General features: G+C 70.2%; 24 protein-coding genes. 13 read left to right on the forward strand and 11 right to left on the reverse strand.

The window, feature by feature from the left end; translation table 11 throughout:
* Position 1 precedes the first annotated feature (1 nt).
* The 7 genes from EPY72_RS15450 to EPY72_RS15480 all read right to left on the reverse strand — a co-directional run bounded on the left by EPY72_RS15450 (position 2) and on the right by EPY72_RS15480 (position 4615).
* On the reverse strand, positions 2 to 964 hold the full coding sequence (locus EPY72_RS15450; RefSeq protein ID WP_135807005.1) for an HhH-GPD family protein: 963 nt from the start codon (positions 962 to 964) through the stop codon (positions 2 to 4).
* A gap of 58 nt (positions 965 to 1022) precedes the next feature.
* Positions 1023 to 1286 carry a YgaP family membrane protein gene (locus EPY72_RS15455; RefSeq protein ID WP_134671868.1) on the reverse strand — a complete coding sequence of 88 codons (264 nt, stop codon included), beginning with the start codon at positions 1284 to 1286 and terminating at the stop codon, positions 1023 to 1025.
* Positions 1287 to 1361: 75 nt separating this feature from the next.
* The gene (locus EPY72_RS15460; RefSeq protein WP_134671867.1) at positions 1362 to 2192 is read right to left on the reverse strand and encodes a ZIP family metal transporter; all 831 of its coding nucleotides are present in this window, start codon (positions 2190 to 2192) and stop codon (positions 1362 to 1364) included.
* Between the two features lie 86 nt (positions 2193 to 2278).
* Positions 2279 to 2974: an SDR family NAD(P)-dependent oxidoreductase gene (locus EPY72_RS15465; protein ID WP_134671866.1), complete on the reverse strand. Its 696-nt coding sequence runs from the start codon at positions 2972 to 2974 to the stop codon at positions 2279 to 2281.
* Positions 2975 to 3044: 70 nt separating this feature from the next.
* Positions 3045 to 3308 (reverse strand): hypothetical protein, encoded by a 264-nt coding sequence (locus tag EPY72_RS15470; protein ID WP_134671865.1) that lies wholly within the window; start codon positions 3306 to 3308, stop codon positions 3045 to 3047.
* Positions 3309 to 3369: 61 nt separating this feature from the next.
* Positions 3370 to 4023 (reverse strand): YIP1 family protein, encoded by a 654-nt coding sequence (locus EPY72_RS15475; RefSeq protein WP_134671864.1) that lies wholly within the window; start codon positions 4021 to 4023, stop codon positions 3370 to 3372.
* A 7-nt stretch (positions 4024 to 4030) separates the two neighbouring features.
* Positions 4031 to 4615, reverse strand: a complete 585-nt coding sequence (locus EPY72_RS15480; protein WP_134671863.1) for a thymidine kinase — start codon at positions 4613 to 4615, stop codon at positions 4031 to 4033.
* 177 nt (positions 4616 to 4792) lie between these two features.
* Between EPY72_RS15480 and EPY72_RS15485 the strand changes: the two genes are divergently transcribed.
* From EPY72_RS15485 to EPY72_RS15515, 7 genes are all read left to right on the forward strand, one after another.
* Positions 4793 to 5005: a hypothetical protein gene (locus tag EPY72_RS15485; protein WP_134671862.1), complete on the forward strand. Its 213-nt coding sequence runs from the start codon at positions 4793 to 4795 to the stop codon at positions 5003 to 5005.
* Positions 5006 to 5185: 180 nt separating this feature from the next.
* On the forward strand, positions 5186 to 6748 hold the full coding sequence (locus EPY72_RS15490) for a DUF192 domain-containing protein (RefSeq protein WP_135807006.1): 1563 nt from the start codon (positions 5186 to 5188) through the stop codon (positions 6746 to 6748).
* Positions 6749 to 6874: 126 nt separating this feature from the next.
* Positions 6875 to 8377: an LVIVD repeat-containing protein gene (locus EPY72_RS15495; protein WP_134671860.1), complete on the forward strand. Its 1503-nt coding sequence runs from the start codon at positions 6875 to 6877 to the stop codon at positions 8375 to 8377.
* 50 nt (positions 8378 to 8427) lie between these two features.
* On the forward strand, positions 8428 to 9318 hold the full coding sequence (locus tag EPY72_RS15500; protein WP_134671859.1) for a DUF7282 domain-containing protein: 891 nt from the start codon (positions 8428 to 8430) through the stop codon (positions 9316 to 9318).
* Positions 9319 to 9322: 4 nt separating this feature from the next.
* Complete coding sequence (locus tag EPY72_RS15505) at positions 9323 to 10477, forward strand: DUF7350 domain-containing protein (protein ID WP_244605602.1); 1155 nt, start codon at positions 9323 to 9325, stop codon at positions 10475 to 10477.
* 38 nt (positions 10478 to 10515) lie between these two features.
* Positions 10516 to 11796, forward strand: coding sequence for a DUF7405 family protein (locus EPY72_RS15510; RefSeq protein WP_135807007.1), 1281 nt, complete (start codon positions 10516 to 10518; stop codon positions 11794 to 11796).
* 61 nt (positions 11797 to 11857) lie between these two features.
* The gene (locus EPY72_RS15515; protein WP_135807008.1) at positions 11858 to 12592 is read left to right on the forward strand and encodes a competence/damage-inducible protein A; all 735 of its coding nucleotides are present in this window, start codon (positions 11858 to 11860) and stop codon (positions 12590 to 12592) included.
* A gap of 22 nt (positions 12593 to 12614) precedes the next feature.
* Here the strand turns inward: EPY72_RS15515 and EPY72_RS15520 are convergent, their stop codons facing one another.
* Complete coding sequence (locus tag EPY72_RS15520) at positions 12615 to 13634, reverse strand: NADP-dependent oxidoreductase (RefSeq protein ID WP_135807009.1); 1020 nt, start codon at positions 13632 to 13634, stop codon at positions 12615 to 12617.
* A gap of 70 nt (positions 13635 to 13704) precedes the next feature.
* Positions 13705 to 14286 (reverse strand): NADPH-dependent FMN reductase, encoded by a 582-nt coding sequence (locus EPY72_RS15525; RefSeq protein ID WP_135807010.1) that lies wholly within the window; start codon positions 14284 to 14286, stop codon positions 13705 to 13707.
* Positions 14287 to 14388: 102 nt separating this feature from the next.
* On the opposite strand from EPY72_RS15525, the gene EPY72_RS15530 reads away from it, so the two are divergent.
* From EPY72_RS15530 to gdhB, 3 genes are all read left to right on the forward strand, one after another.
* A complete protein-coding gene (locus tag EPY72_RS15530; protein WP_135807011.1) occupies positions 14389 to 17253 on the forward strand; it encodes a bacterio-opsin activator domain-containing protein in 2865 nt (954 codons plus the stop codon).
* An 82-nt stretch (positions 17254 to 17335) separates the two neighbouring features.
* Positions 17336 to 17485 carry a rubrerythrin-like domain-containing protein gene (locus EPY72_RS15535; protein ID WP_134671853.1) on the forward strand — a complete coding sequence of 50 codons (150 nt, stop codon included), beginning with the start codon at positions 17336 to 17338 and terminating at the stop codon, positions 17483 to 17485.
* Between the two features lies 1 nt (position 17486).
* Positions 17487 to 18773, forward strand: a complete 1287-nt coding sequence (gdhB, locus tag EPY72_RS15540; protein WP_135807012.1) for a glutamate dehydrogenase GdhB — start codon at positions 17487 to 17489, stop codon at positions 18771 to 18773.
* A gap of 107 nt (positions 18774 to 18880) precedes the next feature.
* On the opposite strand, the gene EPY72_RS15545 is transcribed toward gdhB, so the two are convergent.
* Complete coding sequence (locus tag EPY72_RS15545; protein ID WP_135807013.1) at positions 18881 to 20284, reverse strand: serpin family protein; 1404 nt, start codon at positions 20282 to 20284, stop codon at positions 18881 to 18883.
* Between the two features lie 186 nt (positions 20285 to 20470).
* On the opposite strand from EPY72_RS15545, the gene EPY72_RS15550 reads away from it, so the two are divergent.
* The 3 genes from EPY72_RS15550 (at position 20471) to EPY72_RS15560 (ending at position 23381) form a co-directional block, all read left to right on the forward strand.
* The gene (locus EPY72_RS15550; protein ID WP_135807014.1) at positions 20471 to 21484 is read left to right on the forward strand and encodes an N-acetyltransferase DgcN family protein; all 1014 of its coding nucleotides are present in this window, start codon (positions 20471 to 20473) and stop codon (positions 21482 to 21484) included.
* Complete coding sequence (locus tag EPY72_RS15555) at positions 21481 to 22521, forward strand: dipeptide epimerase (RefSeq protein WP_134671849.1); 1041 nt, start codon at positions 21481 to 21483, stop codon at positions 22519 to 22521. Before EPY72_RS15550 ends, EPY72_RS15555 begins: the two co-directional genes overlap by 4 nt.
* Before the next feature lie 71 nt (positions 22522 to 22592).
* The gene (locus EPY72_RS15560) at positions 22593 to 23381 is read left to right on the forward strand and encodes a DUF502 domain-containing protein (RefSeq protein ID WP_134671848.1); all 789 of its coding nucleotides are present in this window, start codon (positions 22593 to 22595) and stop codon (positions 23379 to 23381) included.
* A gap of 48 nt (positions 23382 to 23429) precedes the next feature.
* Here EPY72_RS15560 and arcD read toward each other — a convergent pair whose 3' ends face one another.
* Positions 23430 to 24887, reverse strand: coding sequence for an arginine/ornithine antiporter ArcD (arcD, locus tag EPY72_RS15565; RefSeq protein ID WP_134671847.1), 1458 nt, complete (start codon positions 24885 to 24887; stop codon positions 23430 to 23432).
* Between the last annotated feature and the right edge of the window lie 109 nt (positions 24888 to 24996).

Below are 24996 nucleotides of genomic sequence, written 5' to 3' on the forward strand. Positions count from 1 at the left end.
GCTACCGCCGGAGTCGGGCGAGGGTCTCGCCGTCGGACTCGACGGCCTCGACAAGCCCGTCGTCTTCGAGGTCCGCGATCAGCCCTCGGAGCCACTCGCGGCCGTACTCGGCGTCCGAATCGCCGTTCTCGTCGGCCGAGCCGTCGCTGACTCCCGGCACGTAGTCGACCCGGACGCGGGGCCCGAGCTTCGACAGCGGCAGTTCCTCGTACTCTTTCAGCGCCGAGATCACGCGCCCGCGCATCTGGCGGCGCGACCCCTCGAAGCTCGGCTGGGTGGGAACGTCGGGCGCGGTGAAGTCGCCGGTCTCGTAGGCGTGACACCACTCGCGCCACGGACAGCCCGCCGCGTCGCAGTTCGGTGACTTCTCGCAGGCGACGCCGCCCAGTTCCATGATCGCGTTGTTCCAGACCCGGGACTCGCCGGCGGGCATGAGCGCGCCGGCGGCGGCCTCGAAGGCCGCGTCGTCGTCTGGCACGTCGAACGCCCGATGGAGGACCCGCTTGACGTTGGTGTCGACCACGGCGTCGCCGTTGTCGAACGCGAACGACGCGACTGCGTTGGCGGTGTACGGGCCGACGCCCATCAGGTCCTGAAGGCCCTCGGGCGTCGTCGGGAACTCGCCGTCGTATTCGTCGACCACCTGACCCGCGGCCTCGTGGAGGTACTTCGCGCGGTTGTTGTACCCGAGGCTGTGGTCGGTCCAGAACCCGACCACGTCGGCCCGGTCGGCCGCCGCGAGGTCGGCCGGCGTCGGCCACCGGTCGAGAAACGCCGCCCACGCCTCGACGACCCGGCCGAGCTGGGTCTGCTGGCTCATGACTTCCGAGACCAGAATCTCGTAGGGGTCGTCGGTCTCGCGCCACGGGAACGACCGGTGGTCGGCCTCGTACCACGAGACGAGGGCGTCCCGGACCGCCCCGCGGTCGTCGGGTAGCGACCAGTCGGACTGGGCGTCGCTCATTGGCCCCCGATAGGAACGAGTCGACTAAAGGCGCGGCGGTTCGGAGCCGGGCGGAGCGTTACTGGCGCGCCCGGTCTCGGACCGTCCGGGCCGCCTCCGAGAGCTCGCCCGAGCCGTACGTGTCGATGCCAAGCGCCTCGTTGGCCGGACACCGCTGGGTCAGTCCGGTGGCGGTGAGCACCCCGCCGACGCCCAACGCCGCGAGCGCGACCGCGGGTCTGAGTCGGAGGCTCCCGAGCGCCGATCCGACCGCGGCGACCACGAGAAGCGGCCCGAGGGTGATCCGGACGCCCTGATCGAGTCCGCCGACGTTTCGCTTCATGTGTCTCGGACTGAGCGACGACGCCGGATCACTTGAAGCTATCGCGAAAACCGACTCCCGGGAACGCGAGGCCACCTACCCGCCGTACTTGAGCGCCGACCACGCCGCGAACACCGCGACCCCGCCGAGGGTCGTGCTCAGGACCGCCTGCGTCCGGAGCCGGTCGAGCAGCGAGTGGGCGTGGTCGTCGACCTGCGCGACCTCGTAGACCTCGCCGCCGAGTTCGCACTCGGGCAGGAAGTCCATCGCGACGTGGAGGAACACGCCCGCCGCGAAGCCGAAGACCACGCCGTTCACCGGGCCGCTACTCGGCAGAGTCAGGAGCGCGGCCGGAATCGCGGTGATGCCGACCCCCGCCGCGGGGAGCAACAGCATCGAGACGTGCTTGTCCGCCCGCCGGAGCCGGTTTGCGGCGGCGTAGCCCGCCGGCCCCTTGTGCGAGACGATGGCGAGTCCGAGCAGGAGACCGGGATCGGGCATGTTGCCGTAGACGAGCCCGATGATCGCCCCGGCGGCAAGCGAGTGGGCGGTGAGCTCGGCCGCGGTGCGGTCGAACGGCAGGTCGACGTGGGTCACCCGGTGGCCGAGGGTGTGGGCGCCGAACCCGACCAGCACGCCGAGCGCGATGCCGAACCCGCCGAACTTGGCGTGGTGGGAGATCGCGTCGGGGACGATGAACACCGCCGCGCTCGTGATCATCGCGCCGCTCGCCAGCCCGTACCCCCAGACCAGCCGCCCCGCGTCGGTCGAGGCCGCGGCGCGCTCGCCGAGCAGTCCGGCCCCCGCCATCGCGACGAACGCCACCCACGCGATGACGACGACCTTCCCGGCGCCGCCCCGGATCGCGAGCGGCGTCAGCGCGACGAGCGCGAGCAGTCCCAGAACGCCGAGTCGAGAGAATCGCATTGTTGTTAACCAGATCTGAGAAGTTAATAAGGCCGTCGGTCGCGGCCCGGTCGACCGGCGCCGAGGAGTTCGCGGCGACGGGCGGCTCACGCCGTCGCTTTCTTGTACTCGCGGAGCCCCACGATCTCGCCGTCGAGGTCCTCGGCCGGCGCGTCGGTCGCGGCCCAGTGGACGAGGCCGGCCGCATCGGCGGGATCACGCCCCGTGCCGCCGGTGAGGTCCGTCGCGACCTGCCCCGGATCGACGATCCCGACCGTCCGGTCGAGTTCGGCCGCGAACCCGCGCGCGATCGCCTCCGCGCCGGCCTTCGAGACGGCGTAGGCCCCGTACCCCGGCTTGGCCTCCCGAGCGACGCGTCCGGACGGCACCAGCACCCGCGCGTCCGGCGCGAGATGGGGTATCGCCTCTCGGATCGCGGTGAACACCCCGCGCGCGTTCGTCCGGAGCGTGTCGTCGAAGGCGGCGTACGACTCCCGGTCGAGGGGCGTCTCGCCCGGGCGCCCGTGATAGACGCCCGCGCACGCGACCACCACGTCGATGCCGCGCTCGCTCCCCCGGGCGGCGGTCTCCATCAGTCGCTCCACGTCGTACTCGTCGCGCACGTCGGCCCGGAGCGCCTCGGCGTCGCCGCCCGCCGCCTCGACGTCCGCGACCAGTTCGTCGAGCCCGTCGCTCTCGCGGGCGCAGACGACCACTCGCGCGCCCTCCTCGGCGAACCGTCGGGCGACCGCCTCGCCGATGCCACGACTCGCGCCGGTCACGACCGCAGTCTGTCCGTCCATACCGTCTCGGAAGGGCTCGGGCCCCAAACCGGTTTCCGTCCCGGGGTGGGTGGCCCGGCGTCAGCCGCGATCACTCGAAGACCGGGCTGTCGTCTTCCATCGCCTCGATGTCGGCGGCGATCTCCCGGACCTCTTCGGGAAACAGCGCGACCTGCACCTCGTTGCCCTCCTCGTCCTCGCAGACGATCTTGACGCGCTTGTCGCCGAACTCCCGTGCCTCGGCCGACTCGACGTCGAACAGCTTCGCGCTCGCGGTCTTGTTCGAGGGGCCGACGTTCTGGATGGCGCCGTCCTTGAGTTCGACCATGAAGTCCTCGACGATGAGATTGAGCATGCGCCCGGAGTTCGCGGGCCGCGGCCTTATAGATGGGCGGACGGACCGACGCCGCCCGCGCTCACGCCACCGGCAGGCAGAGTTCGAATCCGAGTTCGACCGCGCGCAGACAGATCTCGTCGCCCCGCACGACGAGCAGTTCCTCGAACGCCGCGATCCCCCGGAAGGCGTAGCCGAACACCAGCGCCGCCGGGATCGCGCCCGCGAGCACCGCCCGGAGCGTCGAGGTGGCGTGGACGGTCCGGAGTCCGATCACGAACAGCACCGAGCCGTATATCGCGCAGGCGGCCCTGAGCGTGGGGCTCGGGACGCCGGCGAGCACGCAAGGGGCGGTCGCGTACCCGATGACCTGCACCGTCTCGCTGATTCCGCCCCGATCGGGGACCGCCGCGATGAGCAACAGCGTCTGGAGCGCCGCGGTGAGGTGGAGGGCGGCGGGCGCGACGAACAGGACCGCCAACAGCAGGCCGAGCAGTGCCGAGAGGCCGGGCTGACCGCCGATGACCGGCGCCGCGCCCGGGACCAGCGCGAACCGGGTCGCCTCCTCGACGAGCACGACCGTCATCGCAAACACCAGTCCCGGCGCCTGATCGCCGGGGGCCACGCCGCGCTCGAAGAACCGGGTGGGTGCACGCAGTACCTCGATCCACGCGCGAGCGATCGCGGCCGGCCCGCGGTCGCGCCCGCCCGTGGGGTTCTCGACCCATTGGGTCACAGTCGAACTACTCGGTTCGAAGGGTATGACAGTTGCGACATCGCGCCTCGTAGGACTCCTCGGCGCCGACCATGATGGTCGGGTCCTCGACGTGGGCGGGTTCGCCGTCGATGAGCCGCTGGTTTCGGGTCGCGGGCTCGCCACAGACCGCACAGATGGCCTGATACTTGTCGACGTACTCAGCGAGCGCGATGAGCCGCGGCACCGGCTCGAACGGCTCGCCCCGGAACGTCTGGTCGGTGCCCGAGACGATCACTCTGCGGTCGTCGGCCGCAAGCGCCTCGCAGACCTCGACCAACTCCTCGGAGAAGAAGTTCGCCTCGTCGATCGCGACCACCTGCTCGCCGTTGAGGCTCTCGGCGATCTCCCAGACGCCCGCCTCGGCGTCGACCACGGTCGCGTCCCACTGGCGACCGTTGTGCGAGCCCACGGTGGCGTCACCGTAGCGGTCGTCGAGAGCCGGCTTGAACACCGCGACCTCTTGGCCGGCGATCTCGGCCCGGCGGAGCCGGCGGAGCAGTTCCTCGGTCTTCCCGGAGAACATGCACCCGGTGACGACCTCGACCCACCCGCTGTTCGTTATCTTGTGCACGTCGAGAGTGCGCTCAAGCCTGCCTCAAAACTGTTGTCGATTCGGCCGCGTCGCCGGCGATATCGGGGACGGCCCGACCCGCCCCGGCGTCGGCGCGCGGTCACAGGGAGTGGTTACCCACTTACGGACCGTCGCAGGCGGCGTATACTGAAGCCCCGCGGCGTCGAGCGGGCACGTATGCGGGCGGACGTCTGCTCGGACTGCGGCCGATCGCTCGACGGGTCGGTCGACCGCTACTTCAGCGTGCCCGCGGACGCCGACGGCGAGCGAGCGTCGAGCGACGCAGGCGCCGTCTACTGTCGGGACTGCGGGTTCGTCCGGCTCAACTCGGACGCCTCGCTGCCCGCCGGCGCCCTGCGAGTCCACGCCCCGACCGGCCCGCGGCGGTAAGCGACGGGCGCGTCGGCTCACCGCGACGGGCCGGGCGGTGTCGAGGGCGGGAACCGCGTCGCACGACCGTCTCGGGCGGGAACGCCGGCGTCGCCGAGCGACCGCTTTATTCTGAAAGACTGCTGGGTGAGAACATGCCGAATCACTATATGCGGATGTATTGTCTGTGGTGCTGGGGAAATGACAACGAATCGGGGGAGAGTTTTCGCAGTCGTGTTCGCAGTGCTGTTGGCGGTGTCGATGGGGGCGCTGGGGGTACAGGGGTCGGTCGTGAGCCAGAGCGACGCTGACGGGGCCGGACCGGCGGCGGTCCAGACGTCGGCGGACGGGCTGAACCTGACCGCGTCGGGGTCGAACGTGATCGTGCCCGATCACAACGTCACGACCACGTTCACGCTCGCGAACGACGGCGACGAGCCGGCCGCGAGTCCGGCGATCGAACTGGTCAGCGTGCCGGGCGAGTGGGAGGTCGTCGACCAGTCGGCCGGGGAGAACGTCACCTACAGCGAGTCCGAGCGGGCGTGGATCTCGACCGAGTCGCTCGCGCCCGGCGAGTCGATGACCGTCGAGGCGACGTTCCGGCTCGCGGCCGACGAGGCGCCGACCGAGTACTACGTCTCGGCGCGGGCCAGCGACGCCGGGGGCGGGTCCGACACGGCGGTCGTGACGTTCCCGGTCGATCGGGCCGAGGCGAACCTGACACTCGAGACCGGCGTCGCCGACACCGTCGCGCAGGGCGAGAACGTCACGATGGACGTGACCCTGCGAAACGACGGCGAGGCCGACAGCACGGCGCCCGCCGTCGGCGTCGTGGTACCAGCCGGCTGGGCGATCGTCGACCAGTCGTCGGGGGAGAACGTCAACTTCAGCGAGGGCAACGCCGAGTGGCTCTCGACCGAACCGCTCGCGCCCGGCGAGTCGACGACCGTCTCGGCGGTGGTACGTCCGGCAGACGACGTGAAGCCGGGCGAGTACTACGTCTCGGTGCGAGGGTACGACGCCGACGGCGAGTCGGCCGTGAGCGCGGCGGCGATAACCGTCACCGAGGCGGCCGACGAGACGGCGACCGAGACGACCGCGAGCGAGGAGACGACGGCCGCCGTCTCCGAGGAGACCACTGCGGCCGAGACGACGACCGACGCGCAAGCTGAGGGCGAAGCGACCGAGACGACAGAAGCCGAAACGACCGCGGCCGAAGACAACGAAACGACCGCGGCCGAAGACAACGAGACGACCGCGGTCGAGGGCAATGAAACGACCGCGACCGAAGGCAATGAAACGACCGCGGCCGAAGCGGCGGCCCAGCCCCAAACCATCACCGAGACCGTCGACGCGACGTTCCTCGTCGACGGCGAGGCGGTGGCGAACGTGACGCTGGAGGTCGCCGACTCGCCCGACGAGCGGGCGACTGGCCTGATGCACCGCGAGTCGCTGCCGGAGGACCGCGGGATGGTGTTCGTCTACGGCGAGGCCGACGAGCGGTCGTTCTGGATGAAGAACACGCTGATCCCGCTCGACATGGTGTTCGTCGACGCGAACGGCACCGTCCGCAACGTCGAGCACGCCGACCCGCCGGCGCCCGAGGCGTCCGACGACGAGCTCGCGACCTACGCCAGCGACGGCCCGGCGAAGTACGTCCTCGAGATGGAACAGGGGTTCGCTAACGAGACCGGCATCGGGCCGGGCGCGCAAGTCGAGTTCGACGTCGAGGGGTCCCTGGAGCCGAACCAGACCGACTCGTGAACGCGGTCGGCGCCTCGGCGGGCCGACCCGCCGCGCGCTCGACCTCACTAAGACTTTATAGCTGGCAGAAGGGAACAATGGAGAATATTGATTATCGAATGTGTTGGGTTACCACTGGGAAGTCGAATGGTCGAAAACACTCGACGCGCGTTCCTGAAGACACTTAGTGCGACGGCGCTCGCCGTCGGCGGCGTGGGGAAAGTGGGGGCACAGCAATCCGGCGGTCAGGAGCAAGTAACTGCGACGAGCGGCGTCCTCGAACTCGAGGCCCACTCGTTGCTGTCGGACCCGCCGGGCGGGTTCTCGGAGGTAGACGTCCGGGCCGACGGCCAGTACACGGTCATGGGGAGCTATCTCGGCGAGGGCGGGTCGTTCCTCGCGGACCTGAGCGACCTGTCGAACCCGACCGAGGCCCACCGGCTCCCGTCGTCGGCCTCGACCCGGAACGCCGACGTGAAGTTCGACAGCCGCGACGGCCTGTACTACCGATCCCAAGAGCCAAACGACGACCAGGGGATGGGCGGCGTCGAGGTCGTCGACTACGGCCACGACGCCGGGTCGGTCTCGGAACCCGAGGTGGTCGGCCGGGTCGACCGCCCCTCGGGAGTTCACAACATGGACGCCCACTACAGCGAGCCGGTCCTCTATCTGGTCAACTCGCGAGTAGATGACATGGGCGACGCCGAGAACCCATCGGGGTCGGCACCGGGCATCACGGTGGTCGACACGAGCGACCCCGCCAATCCCGAACGGGTCACCACGGTCGAACCGCTGGGGTCGAACCACGACGTCGTGGTCGACGAGAACCGCGACATGCTCCACTCGGCGTTCATCGCCGGGGAGTTCGTGGGCTACGCCGTCCACGACATCAGCGATCCCCGGAGTCCAGAGCTGGTCGGCACCTTCGACTACAAGTACCGGCCGAACTACTCGGAGGTCGGCGAGGTCGGGTTCGAACTGTGTCACTACGCCCACCCCGACCCGGAGGAAGACCTCGTGATCGTCGGCGACGAGAAGGGGACCGGACTCCCCGGCGGCAAGCACGTACTCGACGTCGGGTGGCAGGACGGCTCGTTCGAGGACCCCGTCCACGTCGGGTTCGTCCACTCGCCGAACGCGAAGTCCCAGGACGGGGAGTTCGCGCTCTACGACTGGACGACCCACAACCACGAGGTCGTCTACAAGAACGGGACCCGACTGCTCGTCGACGGGGGCTACCACGAGGGAGCGGTCGTCTACGACCTCTCGGACCCGACCAACCCCGTGGCGGCCCACCAGTATCTCACCATCGACGGCGCCGAGGAAGCACAGGGCGCCGACTGGATCGGCGACCCCCCGATGGCGTGGGGCGCGAACTACAACGACGAGCGGGACTTCGTCGCGGTCAGCGACCTCGAAACCGGGCTGTACGTGTTCCGAGTCAGCGACGAGGAGTCGCCGGTCCGGACCGTCGAGGAGCAACTCGATCGCGACGGCGACGGCGAGCTGACCCAGGCCGATGTCCAGCGCGCGATCTCCTACTGGGAGGACGGCGAGACCGTACCCAACACGGGGGTCGCCGGCGATAACGTCGAAATGACCACCGACCGGCTCCAGCAGGTCCTCCGGTCGGCCCGACAGAGCCAGTAGCGGCTTTCGACCGGACGGGATCGACCTCGTCCGACCACAGTTTCGTCCCAATGTCAACGACAAACAGCACGTTCGCACTCGCGGTCGCCTGCCTGCTCGTCGGGAGCGCCGTCGCGCTCGGAGCCGGTATCGCGACCGCGCACGGCAACCACCTCAGTGCCGACGCCCAGCTTTCGAGCGACGGCACGGTGGTGGTCGAGAACCTCTTCTTCCAGAACGGCGGCTACCTCGCGGTCCGCGCCGACGACGGCGAGAGTCCGGGCCGGGTGCTCGGGTACGAGCGCCTCGGGGCGGGCTACCGGAGCGCGGTGTCGGTCACCGCCGACGCCGAGTACTGGGCCGAGCAGACGAACGCGACGACCGTCTGGGCGACGCTCCACCGCGACGACGGCGACGGCGAGTTCGAGCCCAACGGCGACGACGACCTCTTCCGGTCGTTCGGTAGCTTCGCCGGCACGCAGATTAGCGTCGGCAAGACCGACGACGGACGGTCGTACGTCGTCGCCGCGAGCGCGTCGGGGGCCCGACAGGCGACCGACGGCCCGACCGTCGCGATCGAGAACGCGTCGCTGGCCGAGCCCGGCTACCTCGCGATCCACGCCGTCGAAGACGACTACTCGCCGGGAGACGTGGTCGGTCACGTCCGCCTGGAGCCGGGCGTCCACCAGAACGTGACCGTCGAGATAGACGAGTCGTTCTACGAGTCGCTCGACGAGCGCTACCGGCTGTACGCGATGATCCACGCCGACGACGGCGACGGGGAGTTCGACCCCGAGGCCGACGAGGCCGTGACCGTCGGCGACGCGACGGTCGGGTCGCTGTTCGACCTCCGGAAGGCGGGCGAGGACGGCGGCCTCGTCAACACCGCCGAGCCGACCGCGACGACGACCGAGGAGTCGCTCGTGAACACGCCGACCGAGAACCAGACCACACAGAGCTAATCCAATGACCGACGACACCGGCACAGACGACGGACCGATCGACCGACGGGCGACGATGAGGCGGCGCGCGTTTCTCGCGTTCGGGTCGGGGCTCGCCGCCGGGACGGCGCTCTCGGGCGCCGTCGGCGGCGCCTCGACGCGCGACCGACCGAACCGACAGGAGACCACGACCGGGAACGAGACCGCCGGTCCCCAGCGCACGACGGTCGAAGACCGGCCCGAGGGCGTCTACGTCCAGCCGTTCCTCGAATCGATGTCGATGCAGGGGACCGCGGAGGTCGGCGACTACGCGGTCGCGTTGCTGTACACCGTCCCGCACGTCTTCTGGACGGTGACCGGGAGCGACCGGTCCAGACAGCCGCTGTCTCCGGACGCCTCGGCCCACGTCATGGCGCAAGTGTGGGACCCCGAGACCGACACCGTCCTGCCCGAGGCGGGGCTGTCGATCGAGATCACCCGAGACGGCGAACTCGTCTCCGAGGAGGTCATCTACCCGATGCTCTCCCAGCGGATGGGCTTTCACTACGGCGGGAACTTCACGCTCGACGGCGACGGAACCTACGGCGTGCGCGTGAGCGTCGGCGGGCTCCAAATCCCCCGGACCGGCGCGTTCGAGGGCCGGTTCGGCGAGCCGGCGAGCGCGGAGCTCGAACTGACGTTCACCGAGGCGACCCGCTCGGAGATCCGGATTCGAGAGATCGATCAGGCGGGCGAGCGCGGCGCGCTCCGGCCAATGGAGATGGAGGCACTGCCGCTCGGTCGCGCGCCCGCGCTCGAAGAGCTTCCGGGATCGGTCGTCGGCACCGCCGAGAGCGGCGACGCCCGGTTCGCGGTGAGCCGGGTGCCCGCCGACGAGGCCGGCCGGTTCACCGACGGCGAGCCGTACCTCCTCGCGTCGGCCCGGACGCCGTACAACGATCTCGTGTTGCCGATGATGGGCGTCGAGGCCGCCGTCACCCGCGACGGCGAGACCGCGTTCGAGGGCCGACTCGAACGGACGCTCGACCCCGAGGCCGGCTACCACTACGGCGCGGCCGTCCCGGGGCTGGCGGCCGGCGACACCGTCGCGCTGTCGGTGTCGACGCCGCCGCAGGTCGCCCGCCATCAGGGGTACGAGACGGCGTTTCTCGACATGCCCGAGATGGAGCTGACGGTGTAGGAAACACTCTTGGGAGTTCGTCCCATACCTACGGGGCGATGACACCGAGTGCGAACCGGGGGCTGTCGCGCCGGGCGTTCGTCCGAACGGCCGTCGCGATCGGGGGAGCGCCCGCACTCGACGCTTGCATCGAACGCTGGGGAGCGCCCGACGCCGCGCGACCGCCCGACGGCGGACAGTCGCTCCCCGAGCGACAGTTCGCGTGGGACGAGTCGGTCGCGACCGACGAGGCGGGCAACCACCTCGGGCCCCGCCACCGCGTGCTGTTGTACCTCGACTACGCCCGCGAGGGCGAGCCGACCGACGCCGACCGCGAGCGGACCGAGGCGGCGCTCGGGAGCCTCGAACGCGCCTACGAGTGGAGCAACGACGGCCTGCTTTTCACCGTGAGCTACTCGCCGGCGTACTTCGAGCGGTTCGGCGCCGACCTCCCCGAATCGGTCGAGTTGCCCGAACCCGAGGCGCTCTCGTCGTTCGAGGACCCGGCGCTCGACCGGCCGGACGCGGTCGTCCACCTCGCGAGCGACCACGGCGAGGCGGTGCTGGCGGCCGAGGAGGCGCTGATGGGCGACCGCGAGTCGCTCGGCGACGTCGAGATGCAGGCGTCGCTGGCCGACGCCTTCGAGCGGGTCGACCGCCGGACGGGGTTCATCGGCGACGGCCTGCCCGCCGACAATCAGGACGTCGCCGGGATTCCCGACTCGGAGCCGGTCCCGGAGGACGCCCCGCTCTACATGGGGTTCAAGTCGGGGTTCCGAAAGAATCAGGCGAGCGAGGACCGGGTCGCGATCGAGTCCGGGCCGTTCGCCGACGGAACCACCCAGCAGATCTCCCAGATCCGGCTCCGGCTCGACGACTGGTACGGCGAGCAGGACCACGACGAACGGGTGGGCGAGATGTTCTGTCCGTTCCACGCCGAGGAGGGCCTCGTCGAGGAGACCGGCGAGGAACTCGGCGATTCGAGCCGGGTCGAGGAGTGTCCCGAGGATCTGGACGCGACCGCCCGCGAGCACGGCCGGATCGGCCACGCCCAGAAGAACGCGACGGTGCGAGAGGACGGCTCGCCGATCATCCTCCGGCGGGACTTCAACTCGACCGACGGCGACGAGGCCGGGGTCCACTTCCTGTCGCTCCAGCGGTCGATCGCCGACTTCGTGAAGACCCGGGAGGCGATGAACGGCACCGAGCAGACCCGCAACCTCGAGATCCGCCAGCGGGTGAACAACGGCATCCTCGAGTACACGTTCGTCAAGCGCCGGGGCAACTACCTCCTCCCGCCCCGGAGCCGGCGGGCGCTCCCGACGCCGCGGTCCGGGTAGGGACCCGGCCGGCGCGCGCCGACCGCGCCGCTTTTGTCCGCGAGCGCCCTGGGTCCTGTCGATGGAAGTCGCTATCCTCACCGTCGGCGACGAGGTGCTCGCGGGCGACACCGCGAACACGAACGCGACGTGGCTCGCGAGCCGGCTCACCGAGGGCGGCGCGACCGTCGCGCGCATCCTCACGGTGCCCGACGACCGCGAACTCGTCGGCGACACCGTCGCCGAGTGGGCCCGGGCGTTCGACGCCGTGGTCGTCACCGGCGGGCTCGGTGGGACCCACGACGACGTGACCGCCGACGCGGTCGCCGACGCGTTCGACCGCGACCTCGTCGTCGACGACGCGGTCCGCGAAAACGTGGTCGCGACCGTCGCGGCCTACCGCGACGAGAACCCCGAGACGGTCGCGGCCCACGACCTCGACATCGACGTCGACGCGTGGGCCGCGCTCCCGGCGGGGAGCCGGCCGCTGATGAACCCCGAGGGGCTCTGTCCGGGCTGTGTGGTCGAGAACGTCTACGCGTTCCCGGGCGTCCCCGCCGAGATGGAGGCGCTGTTCGAAACAGTCGCCGGGGAGTTCAGCGGCGACGCGGTCTCGACCACGCTGTACACCCCACAGCCCGAGGCGTCGGTGGTCGAGGCGGTCGCGGGCGTCCGCGAGCGATTCGACGTGACGGTGGGGAGCTACCCCGCGACCGAGAAACAGAACCGGCTGAAGGTGACCGGAACCGACTCCGAAGCGGTCGCGGCGGCGGCCGCGTGGCTCCGCGATCGGGTCGAGGTCAGCGCCGAGGAGTAATCACGCGGGCGGCGTCGGGTCGCTACGCCTCGCGCTCGCCGACCTTCACGAGCTGTTTGCCGATGTTCTCGCCCTCGAACAGCCCGAGGAACGCGTCGGGGGCGTTCTGTAGCCCGTCGGTGACCGTCTCGCGGTAGGTCACCTCGCCGTCGGCGACCCACTCGGCGAGCTGTCGGGTCGCGGCTTCGAACCGGGGGGCGAAGTCCCCGACCAGAAAGCCCTCGACGCGGGCCCGGGTCTCGACGAGCGTGCCGAGCTTCCGGGGTCCCGTCGGTAGCTCCTCGGCGTTGTACAGCGAGATCTGGCCGCAGACCGCGACCCGGGCGTCGACGTTGAGCTTCGAGAAGACGGCGTCGGTGATCGGGCCGCCGACGTTGTCGAAGTAGCTGTCGACCCCGTCGGGCGCGGCCTCGTCGAGCGCCGCCCGGTAGTCGTCGGTCGCCTTGTAGTTGATGGCGGCGTCGAAGCCGAGGTCGTCTTCGAGGAACGCGACCTTCTCGTCGGAGCCGGCGAACCCGACCACGCGGGCGCCCGACCGCTTTGCGATCTGGCCCGCGACCGAGCCGACCGCGCCCGCCGCGCCCGTGACGACGAACGTGTCGCCGGCCTTCGGGTCGGCGACCTCGCGGGTGCCGAAGTAGGCGGTCCGGCCGGGCATCCCCAGCACGCCGAGCGCGGTCGAGATCGGCCCGAGACTCGGATCGACGGGCTGGAGTTGGGCGCCCGGCGCGGTGGCGTAGTCGGCCCACTCGAGGTTGCCGGTCACCACGTCGCCGGCCTCGAAGCCCGCGCCGTTGGACTCGACGACCTCGGCGACGACGCCCGCACGGAGGGGCTCGCCCACGTCCCACGGCTCGGCGTACGACTCGCCGGCGTCCATCCGACCGCGCATGTAGGGGTCGACCGAGAGGTACAGCGTCCGGACCAGCGCCTCGCCCGGCGCGGGGTCGGGGACGGCTTGCTCGACCAGTTCGAACGTCTCGCGGTCGGGCGTGCCGTCGGGGCGCTCGGCTAGCAGGTACTTCCGGTTGGTGTCGCTCATGGTTCGACCGTGGACGGCCGGCCGGAAGGGCACTGCGGTCCCGGCAGGTTCGGGGTCGACTCGGCGAGGGTTACTCGGTCGCCCCGACGTTCTCCTCGCTCTCCATCGTCGACGGGGTGGGTTCGATGTCGGCGTACCTGACCGTCTCCTCGCCGAGTCGGACCACCCGAGCTTCGAGGTCCGGATCGGCGAACGAGCCGTCTCGGACCGCCGCGTGCGAGCGGGCCACCGCGGCCTGATACGGCAGGACCCACGCGTCGAGCGCCCGGCAGACCGACCGGAGGTGTTCGAGCGCGGTGATGGGAAACTGGCCGCCCGAGACTCCGAGCAGTCCCACGGTCTTGTCCCCGAACTCCTCGAACCCGCAGTAGTCGATCGCGGTCTTCAGCGTCGAGGAGTACGAGCCGTGGTACATCGGCGTCCCGAGGATCACGGCGTCGGCCGCCCGAACCTCGCGGGCGAGCGCGGCGGCGTCGCCCGCCGCGTCGACGTCGGGGTCGAACGCGGGCAGGTCGTACTCGCGCAGGTCGAGAAGCGCGGGGTCGCCCCCGGCGGCCTCGACGCCGTCGAGCGCGCGCCCGAGGGCCACACGGGTGGTGCTCTCGTCGCGGAGACTGCCACAGAGTGCGGCGATTCGGGGTGAATCGGTCATACCCGTCGGTTCGCCCGCGATCCACTAATCGCTGGCCCCGGCGCGTCCCGCCTCCCGCCGACGATACGAAGCTTTATCGCCGGGAGTTCCATAGCGGAAACGATGGATACGACTCGGTCACCTCGGGACGCGAGCGGTCCCGTATCGGTCCTCCTCGTGGGACCCGAGCCGTGGCGAGAGCGGGTGAGACCGGCGCTCGGCGGGGAGGGCCTCGCGGCGCGGTCGGTCGGCGACCGCGAGGAGGCGCTCGGGGCGGTGACCGGCCGGTCGTCCGACGTCGACTGCGTGGTCAGCGCCCACCGCCTCGACGCCGGGACGGGGCTCGATCTGCTGGAGGCGCTCGGATCGGCGGGATCGTCGGTGGCGTTCGTGCTCGCGCCGATCGACGGCACCGAATCGCTCGCCTGCGAGGCGGTCGCGGCGGGCGTCGACGGCTACGTCCCGATCGGCGACGGCGGCGCGGACGCCGACCTCGCGAGCCGGTGTGAGACCGCGGTGGCCCGAGCCCGCGAGGACCGCGATCGGGCGGCGAAGGCGAGCCGGTTCGAGGCCTTCTTCGCCGACCCGGACCGGTTCGTCGCGGTCCTCGATCCCGACGGGACGGTCGTCCGGGCGAACCCGGCGGCCCTCGACGCGCTCGGGCTCGACGAGAGCGCCGCGATCGGCAAGCGGTTCTGGGGACTGCCGTGGGTGAGCTTCGACGATTCGCGCCGGGACCTCCAGCGCGCGGTCCGGCGGGGCGCCGCGGGCGAGTACGCCACGTTCGAGGCGGGTCTGGCCGGCGACGACAGGAGCCGCTTCGAGTTCACGGTCCGGCCGGTCGGCGACGACGTCACCGGCCTCGTCGTCGAGGGCCACGAGGTCGCCGAGCGCGTCCGACTCGAAGAGGAGCTCCGCGAGTCCGAGGAGCTACACCGCGTCACGCTCAACAACATGACCGACACGGTGTTGGTCACCGACGATGACGGGGCGTTCACCTACGTCTGTCCGAACGTCCACTTCATCTTCGGCTACAGCGTCGAGGAGCTCTACGAGTTCGGGACCATCGACGAACTCCTCGGCGAGGACCTGTTCGACCGCGACCGGCTCGACGCCGAGAACGTCCTGACGAACGTCGAGTGCACCGCGACCGACAAGCACGGCCGCGAGCACACCCTGCTCGTGAACGTCCGGCAGGTCTCGATTCAGGGCGGGACCACCCTCTACAGCTGTCGGGACATCACCAAGCGCAAACAGCGCGAGACGGCGCTCACCCAGCTCCACCAGACGAGCCGGAACCTCCTGTACGCAGAGACCAAGTCGGAGATCGCGACCGAGGTGGTGACCGACGCGACCGCGGTCCTCCGGACGCCCGCGGCGGCGGTCTACCGCTTCGACCGCGAGGCCAACGCGCTGGTGCCGGCCGCCGTCGCGGGCGCGCTCGACGAGCGGGCCGGCGGGCTGGCGGAGCTGTCGCCCGACCGGACCACGGCCGTGAGCCGGGCGTTCGTCGACGAGCAGACCACGACGCGCGCGGACGCCGACCGGGACGAGATCGACCCCGCGCCGCTCTCGGAGTTCGGCGACTTCGTCGCGGTTCCGCTCGGCGACCACGGCGTCTTCGTGGCCGCCGCGGCGGACCCGGACGCCTTCGACGAGGTGAGCGAGGAGGTCGCCGAACTGCTCGCGGCGACCGCGGAGGCGGCGTTCGACCGGATCGAGCGCGAGACCGAACTCCGGGAGCGCGACCGGACCCTCCAGCGACAGAACCGTCGGCTCTCCCAGCTCAATCGGGTGAACGAGTTCATCCGCGAGATAGATCAGGCGCTGGTCGGCGCACGGACCCGCGAGACCATCGAGGAGGCGGTCTGCGACAGGCTCACGAGCGACGACCGGTTCGCGTTCGCGTGGATCGGCGAGACCGCCGCCTCGGACGCGACGCTCAGACCGCGGGCGTGGGCGGGCGACGAACGGGGCTATCTCGACAGCGTCTCGCTGGAGCCCGGCGCCGACGCCGCGGGCGTCGAGCCGAGCGTCCGAACCGCGACCGAACGCGAGGCGACGTTCGTCTCGAACGTCGCCGACCGCCTCCGAGACGCCGAGTGGTGTCCGGAGGCGGCGGCCCGGGGGTTCCAGTCGGTCCTGTCGATCCCGCTCGCCTACGACGACGTGCTGTTCGGGACGCTGACCGTCTACGCGAACGAGCCCGCGGCGTTCGACGAGATGGTGCGGTCGGTGCTGTGCGAGCTCGGCGACACGGTGGCGTCGGCCATCAACGCCGTCCAGCGCACCGAGGCGCTCCGGAGCGACACCACGGTGGAACTGGAGTACCGCATCGCCGACCGGAGCGCGGTGCTCTATCGGCTCGCCGAGGAGACCGGCGCGGCGTTGCGCGCCGAGAGCGACCTGACCCGCGAGGACGGCACGACGCTCGTGTTCGTCACCGTGGAGGGCGCGCCGCTCGATCGGGTGGTCGACGCCGCCGCCGAGTCGGTCGGGATCACGAGCGTCGAGGCGCTCCGCGAGACCGACGACGGCGGGCTGGTCTGTCTCCGGGTCGGCGACCACTTTCTCACGCGGACTCTCGCCGACCACGGGGCGCTCGTCCGCGAACTGCGCGCGACGCCCGAGGGCCTCTCGCTGACGGTGGACGTCCCCGACTCGGTCAGCGCCCGGTCGATCGACGAGGTGATCTCGAACGCCTACCCCGGCGCGGACCTGATCGCACAGCGCGAGCGAACCCGTCCGCTCGACACCCGCGGGCGGCCCGGACGGTTGGCCGACGAGCTCACCGACCGCCAACTGGAGGTCGCGCAGGTGGCCTACCACAGCGGCTTCTTCGACAGCCAGCGCGACGTGACCGGCCGCGACGTCGCCGCCATGCTCGACATCTCTCACACCGCGTTCTACGACCACGTCAACCGCATCCAGCGGAAGCTGTTCGCCTCCCTGCTCGAAACCGCGCCGGGAGCCGCGGACGTTGAATAGTAACCCGTGTCAGAGATATTCACGGTTTACTATTCAACTGCGACGCCCATGTGGCTGGCTCGGATACCAGTAGTCACCGAGCATGAGCCAACGCGATGTCACCTACGACGCCGACGACGCCTACGAGTACGAGTGTCTCCGGTGTGCCGAGACGGTGCGCGCCACCGGTCACCCCGGCGGGTGTCCGGAGTGTGCGAGTCCGATGCGAAACCGACGGATGCCCTACGAGTAAGATGGCGACCCACACTGCAGAGGGCGCCGAACCCGACGAGGCCGAGGCCGAATCCGCGCTCGAAACCGCCCTGCGACAGCTCTCGGCGGCCGCCGCGCACGTCGACACCGACGAGGGCGTGATCGAGCGGCTCAAACACCCCACTCGCGTCGTGGAGGTCGCGGTCCCGCTCGAACGCGACGACGGGAGCGTCGAGGTGTACACGGGCTACCGCGCCCAGCACGACGACGTCCGGGGCCCGTACAAGGGCGGACTTCGGTTCCACCCGGAGGTCACCGCCGAGGAGTGCGTGGGGCTGTCGATGTGGATGACCTGGAAGTGTGCGGTGATGGACCTGCCGTTCGGCGGCGCGAAGGGCGGCGTCGTCGTGAACCCCAAGGAACTGAGCACCGAGGAAAAAGAGCGGCTCACCCGCCGGTTCGCTGGCGAGATCCGCGACACGATCGGCCCGAAACGCGACATCCCGGCGCCGGACATGGGCACCGACGCCCAGACGATGGCGTGGTTCATGGACGCCTACTCGATGCAGGAGGGCGAGACGATCCCCGGCGTGGTCACGGGCAAGCCGCCCGTGATCGGCGGGAGCTACGGCCGCGAGGAAGCCCCCGGCCGGAGCGTCGCTATCATCGCCCGGGAAGCCATCGACTACTACGGGAAGCGCATCGAGGACGCGACGGTGGCGGTCCAGGGGTTCGGGAGCGTGGGGGCCAACGCGGCCCGGGCGCTCGACGACTGGGGCGCGGACGTGGTGGCGGTCAGCGACGTCAACGGCGCGGCCTACGACACGACCGGGCTGGACACCCACGCGGTCCCCTCCCACGAGGAACAGCCCGAGGCCGTGATGCAGTACGACGCCCCGAACACGCTGACCAACGAGGAACTTCTCGAACTCGACGTGGACGTGCTGATCCCGGCCGCGATCGGGAACGTCATCACCGCCGACAACGCCGGCGACGTCGACGCCGACGTGGTCGTCGAGGGCGCGAACGGCCCGACGACGTCGACCGCCGATACGATCCTCGAAGAGCGGGGCGTGCCGGTGGTGCCCGACATCCTCGCGAACGCCGGCGGGGTCACGGTGTCGTACTTCGAGTGGCTTCAGGACATCAACCGCCGCCAGTGGTCGCGCGAACGCGTCAACGAGGAGCTCGAAGACCACATGCTCTCGGCGTGGAACGACGTTCGAGCCGAGGTCGAGGCCCGCGACGTGAGCTGGCGCGACGCCGCCTACGTCGTCGCGCTCGGTCGAATCGGCGAGGCGAAAGCGACCCGCGGGCTCTGGCCGTAGGTCGCACCCGGAGCGAACCGCCGACACGGTGGGCGCATCGCGTTCGCTTCACATGGGTTTGCTTGCACGGACGGCGATGCGCCGGGTCAGGGGCGGGACGCGGTCGATCACTCTATTTCGGTCACTCGACCGACGAACAGCGGCGTCTCGGTCGGCTTGTCCCGGATGTAAAACAGGAACGGTCGATCGACGGTCATCTCGACCCGGTCGGAGAGCGCGGTCTCGGCGATGACCGCGGCGGTCGCGGCCGCGGCCTCGGTGCCCCGCTCGTCGACCGACACGAAACTCTGATGGAAGACGTCGTCGACGAACAGGTCCCGGTCGTCGCTCATCCCGCTCAGGTCGGCTCGCGGCGTGAACGCTTCGTCCATGCCGAGTTCGCGGAGCGTCTCCACGAGGCTGACCCCGGTCTCGAACTCGAACTTCGGGAGCGAGAGCGTGACCTGCGCGCGGCTCGCTTGCTCTACCATGATCGCGAGCCGGTCGACCGTCAGCGACGACTCGAACGCCTCGAACGCCCCCTCGGCCGGGAGGACCACGACCATGCTTGTGTCGCCGTTCGCGTAGTCGAGTTCGACGAGCTGGTGGCCCTCGATCTCGGCGTACCGGGTCTTCAGCTCCTGTCGCATCGTGGGCACGTCGGCGGTCGAGCCGTCGAGCGCGGTGAACGGACGGGGCTCGGTTTCGTCCTCGGAGAACGGCATCGCCCACCGCGCCGAGAAGTAGACGGCGTTGGTGAGCACGAGCCGCGTCGCGGTGTCGATCGACCCCCTCGGGAGCAGGTCCTCGATGCGGTCGTTCGTCCGGTCGGCGACCCACCCGTTGATCCGCTCGCGGGCGGCCTCGGGGTCGCCCGTGAAGTCCGCGAGCCTGAGCCCGGCGCCGTAGTAGGCGTCCAGCAGGTCCAGAAACGCCTCGCCGAAGGGAAAGCCCTCTTGGCCCCACGCGCTGTTGGCCGCGGTGAGTTCGAACGCCGGGCCGGCGTCCTCGCCGTCCGCCTCGCCCGTCGCGGTCCGGACGGCCGCGTCCGTCCCGTCCTCGTTCCGTCGGGCGAACTCGGCCTCCAGCGCGGCGAACGCCGCGTGGAGGCGCTCGCCGTCGAGTTCGAAGTCGAGCGCCCCGGCCATCTCCTCGCGGGTGGTCCCGCGGGCGCCGGCGTACGTCATCGCCAGCGCGACCGAGACGCTGTACGGCGAGGCGAAGACGTTGCCGCCCTCGCGGTCGCCAAGAACCCTCAGCAGGTCGAGCCCGAAGGCGACGTTCCCGCGGAGCTGGTCGGCCAGCAGGTCCTCGTCCAGATCGGGATCGGTCGCGAAGTCGGGGTCGGGGAACGCGGGCGCCTCGAAGTCGTCGAAGCCGGTCGGCTCGGTCGTCGTGTCGGTCGGGTCGGGCCGGTCGGTCGTCTCGGAGGTCGCGGTCGTCTCCGCGCGGGGCTCGTCGCCGGCACAGCCGGCGAGTCCGGCGAGAAACGCGCCGGTCAGCGCGAGCGTCTCGCGTCGTCGGAAGGGCATGCGCGGCGGTTCGGTCCGGCGTCCTAAACGCTTTCTGTAGGGTGAAGCCCGCGTTTGAGTCATCTGTCCTCCGGTCCGGGCGGCCGAGTCGGGTCGGGCGGGCGGCCGAACCCGGACGTGTCACCGCGTCTGAACGCGGTTACCGACACGGGGAGCTTTAAGCCCCGGTGTTACGACGATTGAGTCATGAGAGTTGCGATACTCGCTCACGAGAAGTTCCCGGACGGTGCCAAGACCGCGCTCGGCCTGTTGCGATACTCCGACTACGACATCGAGGCGGTCCTCGACCGGGACACCGCCGGCGGCCGGGTCGCCGACTACGTGGCCGACGTGCAGGACGCCCCCATCGTCGCGGGGATGGACGAGGCCCCCGAGGTCGACGCGCTCATCGTCGGCATCGCGCCGATCGGCGGCGGGTTCGACGACTCGTGGCGCTCGGACGTCCGGACGGCGCTCGAACGCGGCTGTGACCTGATCTCGGGGCTCCACTACTTCCTCGAAGACGACGAGGAGTTCGCCGGGCTCGCGGCCGAGCACGGCGGGGACATCTGGGACGTGCGAAACCCGCCGACCGACCTCTCGGTCGCGGACGGGGTCGCCGACGAGGTCGACGCGGAGGTCGTCCTGACGGTCGGGACCGACTGCTCGGTCGGGAAGATGACCGCCACGATGGAACTACTCGAAGCCGCCCGCGACCGCGGGGTCGACGCCGGATTCATCCCGACGGGCCAGACCGGCATCATGATCGAGGGGTGGGGCAACCCCATCGACCGGGTGATCTCGGACTTCACCGCCGGCGCGGTCGAGGAGATGATCGTCGAGCGCGGCGACGACTACGACTACCTGTTCGTCGAGGGGCAGGGAAGCATCGTCCACCCGGCCTACTCGGCGGTCACCTGCGGCATCCTCCACGGGTCGATGGCCGACGAGCTCGTGCTGTGTCACGAGGCGGGCCGCGAGGCGATCCACGGCTACGAGGACACCGCCCTCCCGCCGGTCGCGGAGTACGTCGACCTCTACGAGAACCTCGCCCGGCCGGTCCACGAGACCGAGGTGGTCGCCGGCGCGCTCAACACCCGGTCGGTCGAGGAGGACGACGCGGCCCGCGACGCCGTCGCGTCGTTCGCCGACGAACTCGGCGCGCCGGCGACCGACCCCGTCCGGTTCGACGCCGACGACGTGCTGGAGGCGATCCTATGAGCCTCTCGACCGAGTTCGAGCGGGTCGAGCTCCCGCTCGAAGACGCCTTCACCATCTCCCGGAGCACTCAGGAGGTCGCCGAGAACGTGATCGTCCGGATCTCGGACGGCGAGGGCAACGAGGGCGTCGGCGGGGCCGCGCCCTCGGCCCACTACGGCGAGACCGCCGACACGGTCGAAGCAGTGCTCCCCGACCTGCTGGCGGCCGTCGAGGAGGTCGACGACCCCCACCAGCTCGAACGCATCGAGGGCCGGCTGACCGACGTCGTCGAGCGCAACGCGGCCGCCCGGTGTGCGGTCAGCATCGCACTCCACGATCTGGTCTGTGAACGCCTCGACCTGTCGCTGTACCAGTACTGGGGGCTCGACCCGACCGAGTCGATCGAGAGCTCGTACACCATCGGGATCGACACCGCCGAGCGGATGCGCGAGAAGACCGAGCGCGCCGTCGAGCGGGGGTACTCCACGCTGAAAGTGAAGGTCGGGACCGACCGCGACGAGGAGATTCTGGCGGCCGTCCGGGAGGCCGCGCCCGACGCGACGGTCCGGGTCGACGCCAACGAGGGGTGGACGCCCCGCGAGGCCGTCCGGAAGGTCGAGATGCTCGACGGCTACGGCGTCGAGTTCGTCGAACAGCCGGTGCCGGCGGGCGATCCCGAGGGCCTGCGATTCGTCCGCGAGCAGTCGGTCCTGCCGATCGCGGCCGACGAGTCGTGTGTCACGCTCGAAGACATCCCCCGGATCGCCGACAAGGCCGACATCGCGAATCTCAAGCTCATGAAGTGTGGCGGACTCCGGGAGGCGGTCCGGATGATCCACGCCGCGCGCGCCCACGGCATGGAGGTGATGCTCGGGTGCATGATCGAGTCGAACGCCTCGATCGCGGCGGCGACTCACCTCGCACCCCTGCTCGACTACGCCGACCTCGACGGCTCGCTGTTGCTCGCCGAGGACCCCTACGCGGGCGTCCCGATGGACGGCGGCGAGATCGACCTCGAAGCGATCGACCGCCCGGGAACCGGCGTCCGCGCCGAGTAGCCGGTAGCCGGCCTCGCTTTCCGCGAATCCGCCACAACCCCTATTGTCGGCTGTGGAGTCGGTACCGTACGATGGGACGCGCAGAATCGCCGACCGAGGCGGCCCGACAGCGCGGGGAATCGATCTACGACGGACTGCTCACTGTCGCGATAACAGGCATCGCCATCATCGTGCCGCTGGTGGTGACACTCTGGGTGCTGGCGACGGTCATCCAGTTCATCGCCGGCGCGTTCGCGCCGATGGTGGCGGCGCTCGAGTGGACAGGCGTCGTCGGGGTCCTCCGGTCGGTGTGGGTCGACCTCGGGATGGCGGTGCCCAGAGCGGTGTTCGGCTACCTCCCGCAGGTGGTCGCGGTCATCATCCTCGTGGGCAGTATCGTCGGCGTCGGGAGCCTCGCACACGTCAGGTACGGCGAGCGCATCGTGGTCGTGGTCGACAACGCGCTCGCCGAGATTCCCGGAATCGGGACGGTCTACCAGAGCGTCCGACGGGTCGGCGACGCGATGCTCGGGAGCGAGGCCGAGAACTTCGAGGACGTGAAGGTAGTCGAGTACCCCCGCGACGGGTCGTACGTCCTCGGGTTCGAGACGGCACAGTCGCCGCCCGCGATCGGCGAGGCGGTCGGCGAGGACGAGCTCGTGGCGATGTTCCTGCCGTTCGCTCCCAATCCCGTGATGGGCGGCTATCTGGCTCACATCCCCGAAGACAGGGTGTACGACGTCGACATGACCGTCGAGGAGGGAGTCCGGACGATCGTCACGACCGGGATCGCCGGCGGCGAGGACGACGACGGCGACTTCGCGATCGGCAACATCCCGGGCGTCGAACACGACGAGGACAGCCCGGCGAAAGCCGACTGAACGGACGCGGACCGGGCCGTCGGCGCTCGTCGCGACCTCGCGTCCGGGTCAGTCGTCGGCCGCCGCGGCCGACCGACCGTCGCCGGCGTCGACCCGCTTTTCGGTGATCCCCCAGCCGGTCAGACCCATCGCGAACAGGACGAGCGGCGAGAGGAACGCGAAGAAGTAGTACGGGAAGTACTCCAGCGTCGCCACGCCGAACGCGCCGGACATGTACACCGCCCCGGCGTGCCACGGGATGAGCGCGCCGGTCGGGGTCCCGGCGGCCTCGACCGCCCGCGAGAGGTTCTCGCTGTCGAGGTCGTACTCGTCGTAGAGGTTCCGGAGCGACATCCCGGGCACGACAATCGACATATATTGCTGGGCCGAGAGCACGTTGACGACGATGGCGCCGACGCCGGTGCTGACGATGAGGCTCGATCGGCTCCGGATGCTGGCGGCGAGCCGGTGGGCCAGCACCGCGAGGATGCCGGTCGATTCGAGCAGGCCGCCCAGCGACAGCGCCGCGACGACCACGGTGATAGTCCACGCGGAGCCCGAGAGGCCGTCACTGTGCAGGAGTCTGTCGACCCGTTCTACCCCGGTCGCGGGCTCGGTGCCGTTGAGGAATATCTCCCAGCCGACGACGAACGACTGGCCCTGCAGGAGGACGGTCGTGAGCACGCCGGCGAACACGCCCGCGACCAGAGACGGCAGTGCCGAGTAGCCGGACAGCGCGAGTCCGAAGGTGACGACCAGCGGGAGAAAGACGAGGGGTGAGATGTCGTAAGTCCCCGCGAGCGCGCCCTGAATCTCGGCGACCTGTCCGGCGGGGATCGCGCCGCCGGCCCGGAGGCCGAGCGCGGCGTACAGCACGACCGAGATGCCCAACGCGAGCAGGGTCCCCCACCGCATCGACCGGATGTGGTCGTAGAGGTCGGTGTTGGTGACCGCGGCCGCGAGGTTGGTGGTGTCCGACAGCGGCGACTGCTTGTCGCCGGCGTACGCGCCCGAGAGGATCGCGCCGGCGGTCATCGGCTCGGGGATGCCCAGTCCCGAGCCGATCCCGATGAACGCGACTCCGAGCGTCCCGGCGGTCGTCCACGACGATCCGATCGAGAACGCGACCGCCGCCGCGAGCAGCGCGGTCGCGGGCAGGAACACCTCGGGGGTGAGCACCGACAGCCCGTAGTACATCAGCCCCGGGATCGTCCCGGCGCTGACCCACGTCGCGATGAGCGCGTAGATCGTAAAGAGGATGAGCACCGCCTGCAGGCCCATCATCAGCCCCTTCGCGATCCCGTCGTAGACGTCGTTCCACGACAGGCCCAGCCAGTAGGTCGCGACCAGTCCGGTCAACACGATGCTCCAGAGCAACGGCGCGTGGGGCGCGAGCTTCAGATACCCCGAGCCGATCCCGAGGAAGACGACGACCCCCAGAACCGGCACGAGCGCCTGCGAGAGCGTCGGCCGACGCTCCGGCGACAGTTCCTCGTAGGTCAGCGGTTCGAAGTCGAGCGAAGGCATTCGCCACCGTCTAATGACTGAGAGTATTAAAACTCGTTCTTTTTATTCGTATAAAGAATATTTAAAGTGTGGGTCGGTACCGCAAGTCGTACTAACAGTTCCCAGACGG

The organism is Halorussus marinus (genome assembly GCF_004765795.1).
GTDB lineage: Archaea > Halobacteriota > Halobacteria > Halobacteriales > Haladaptataceae > Halorussus > Halorussus marinus.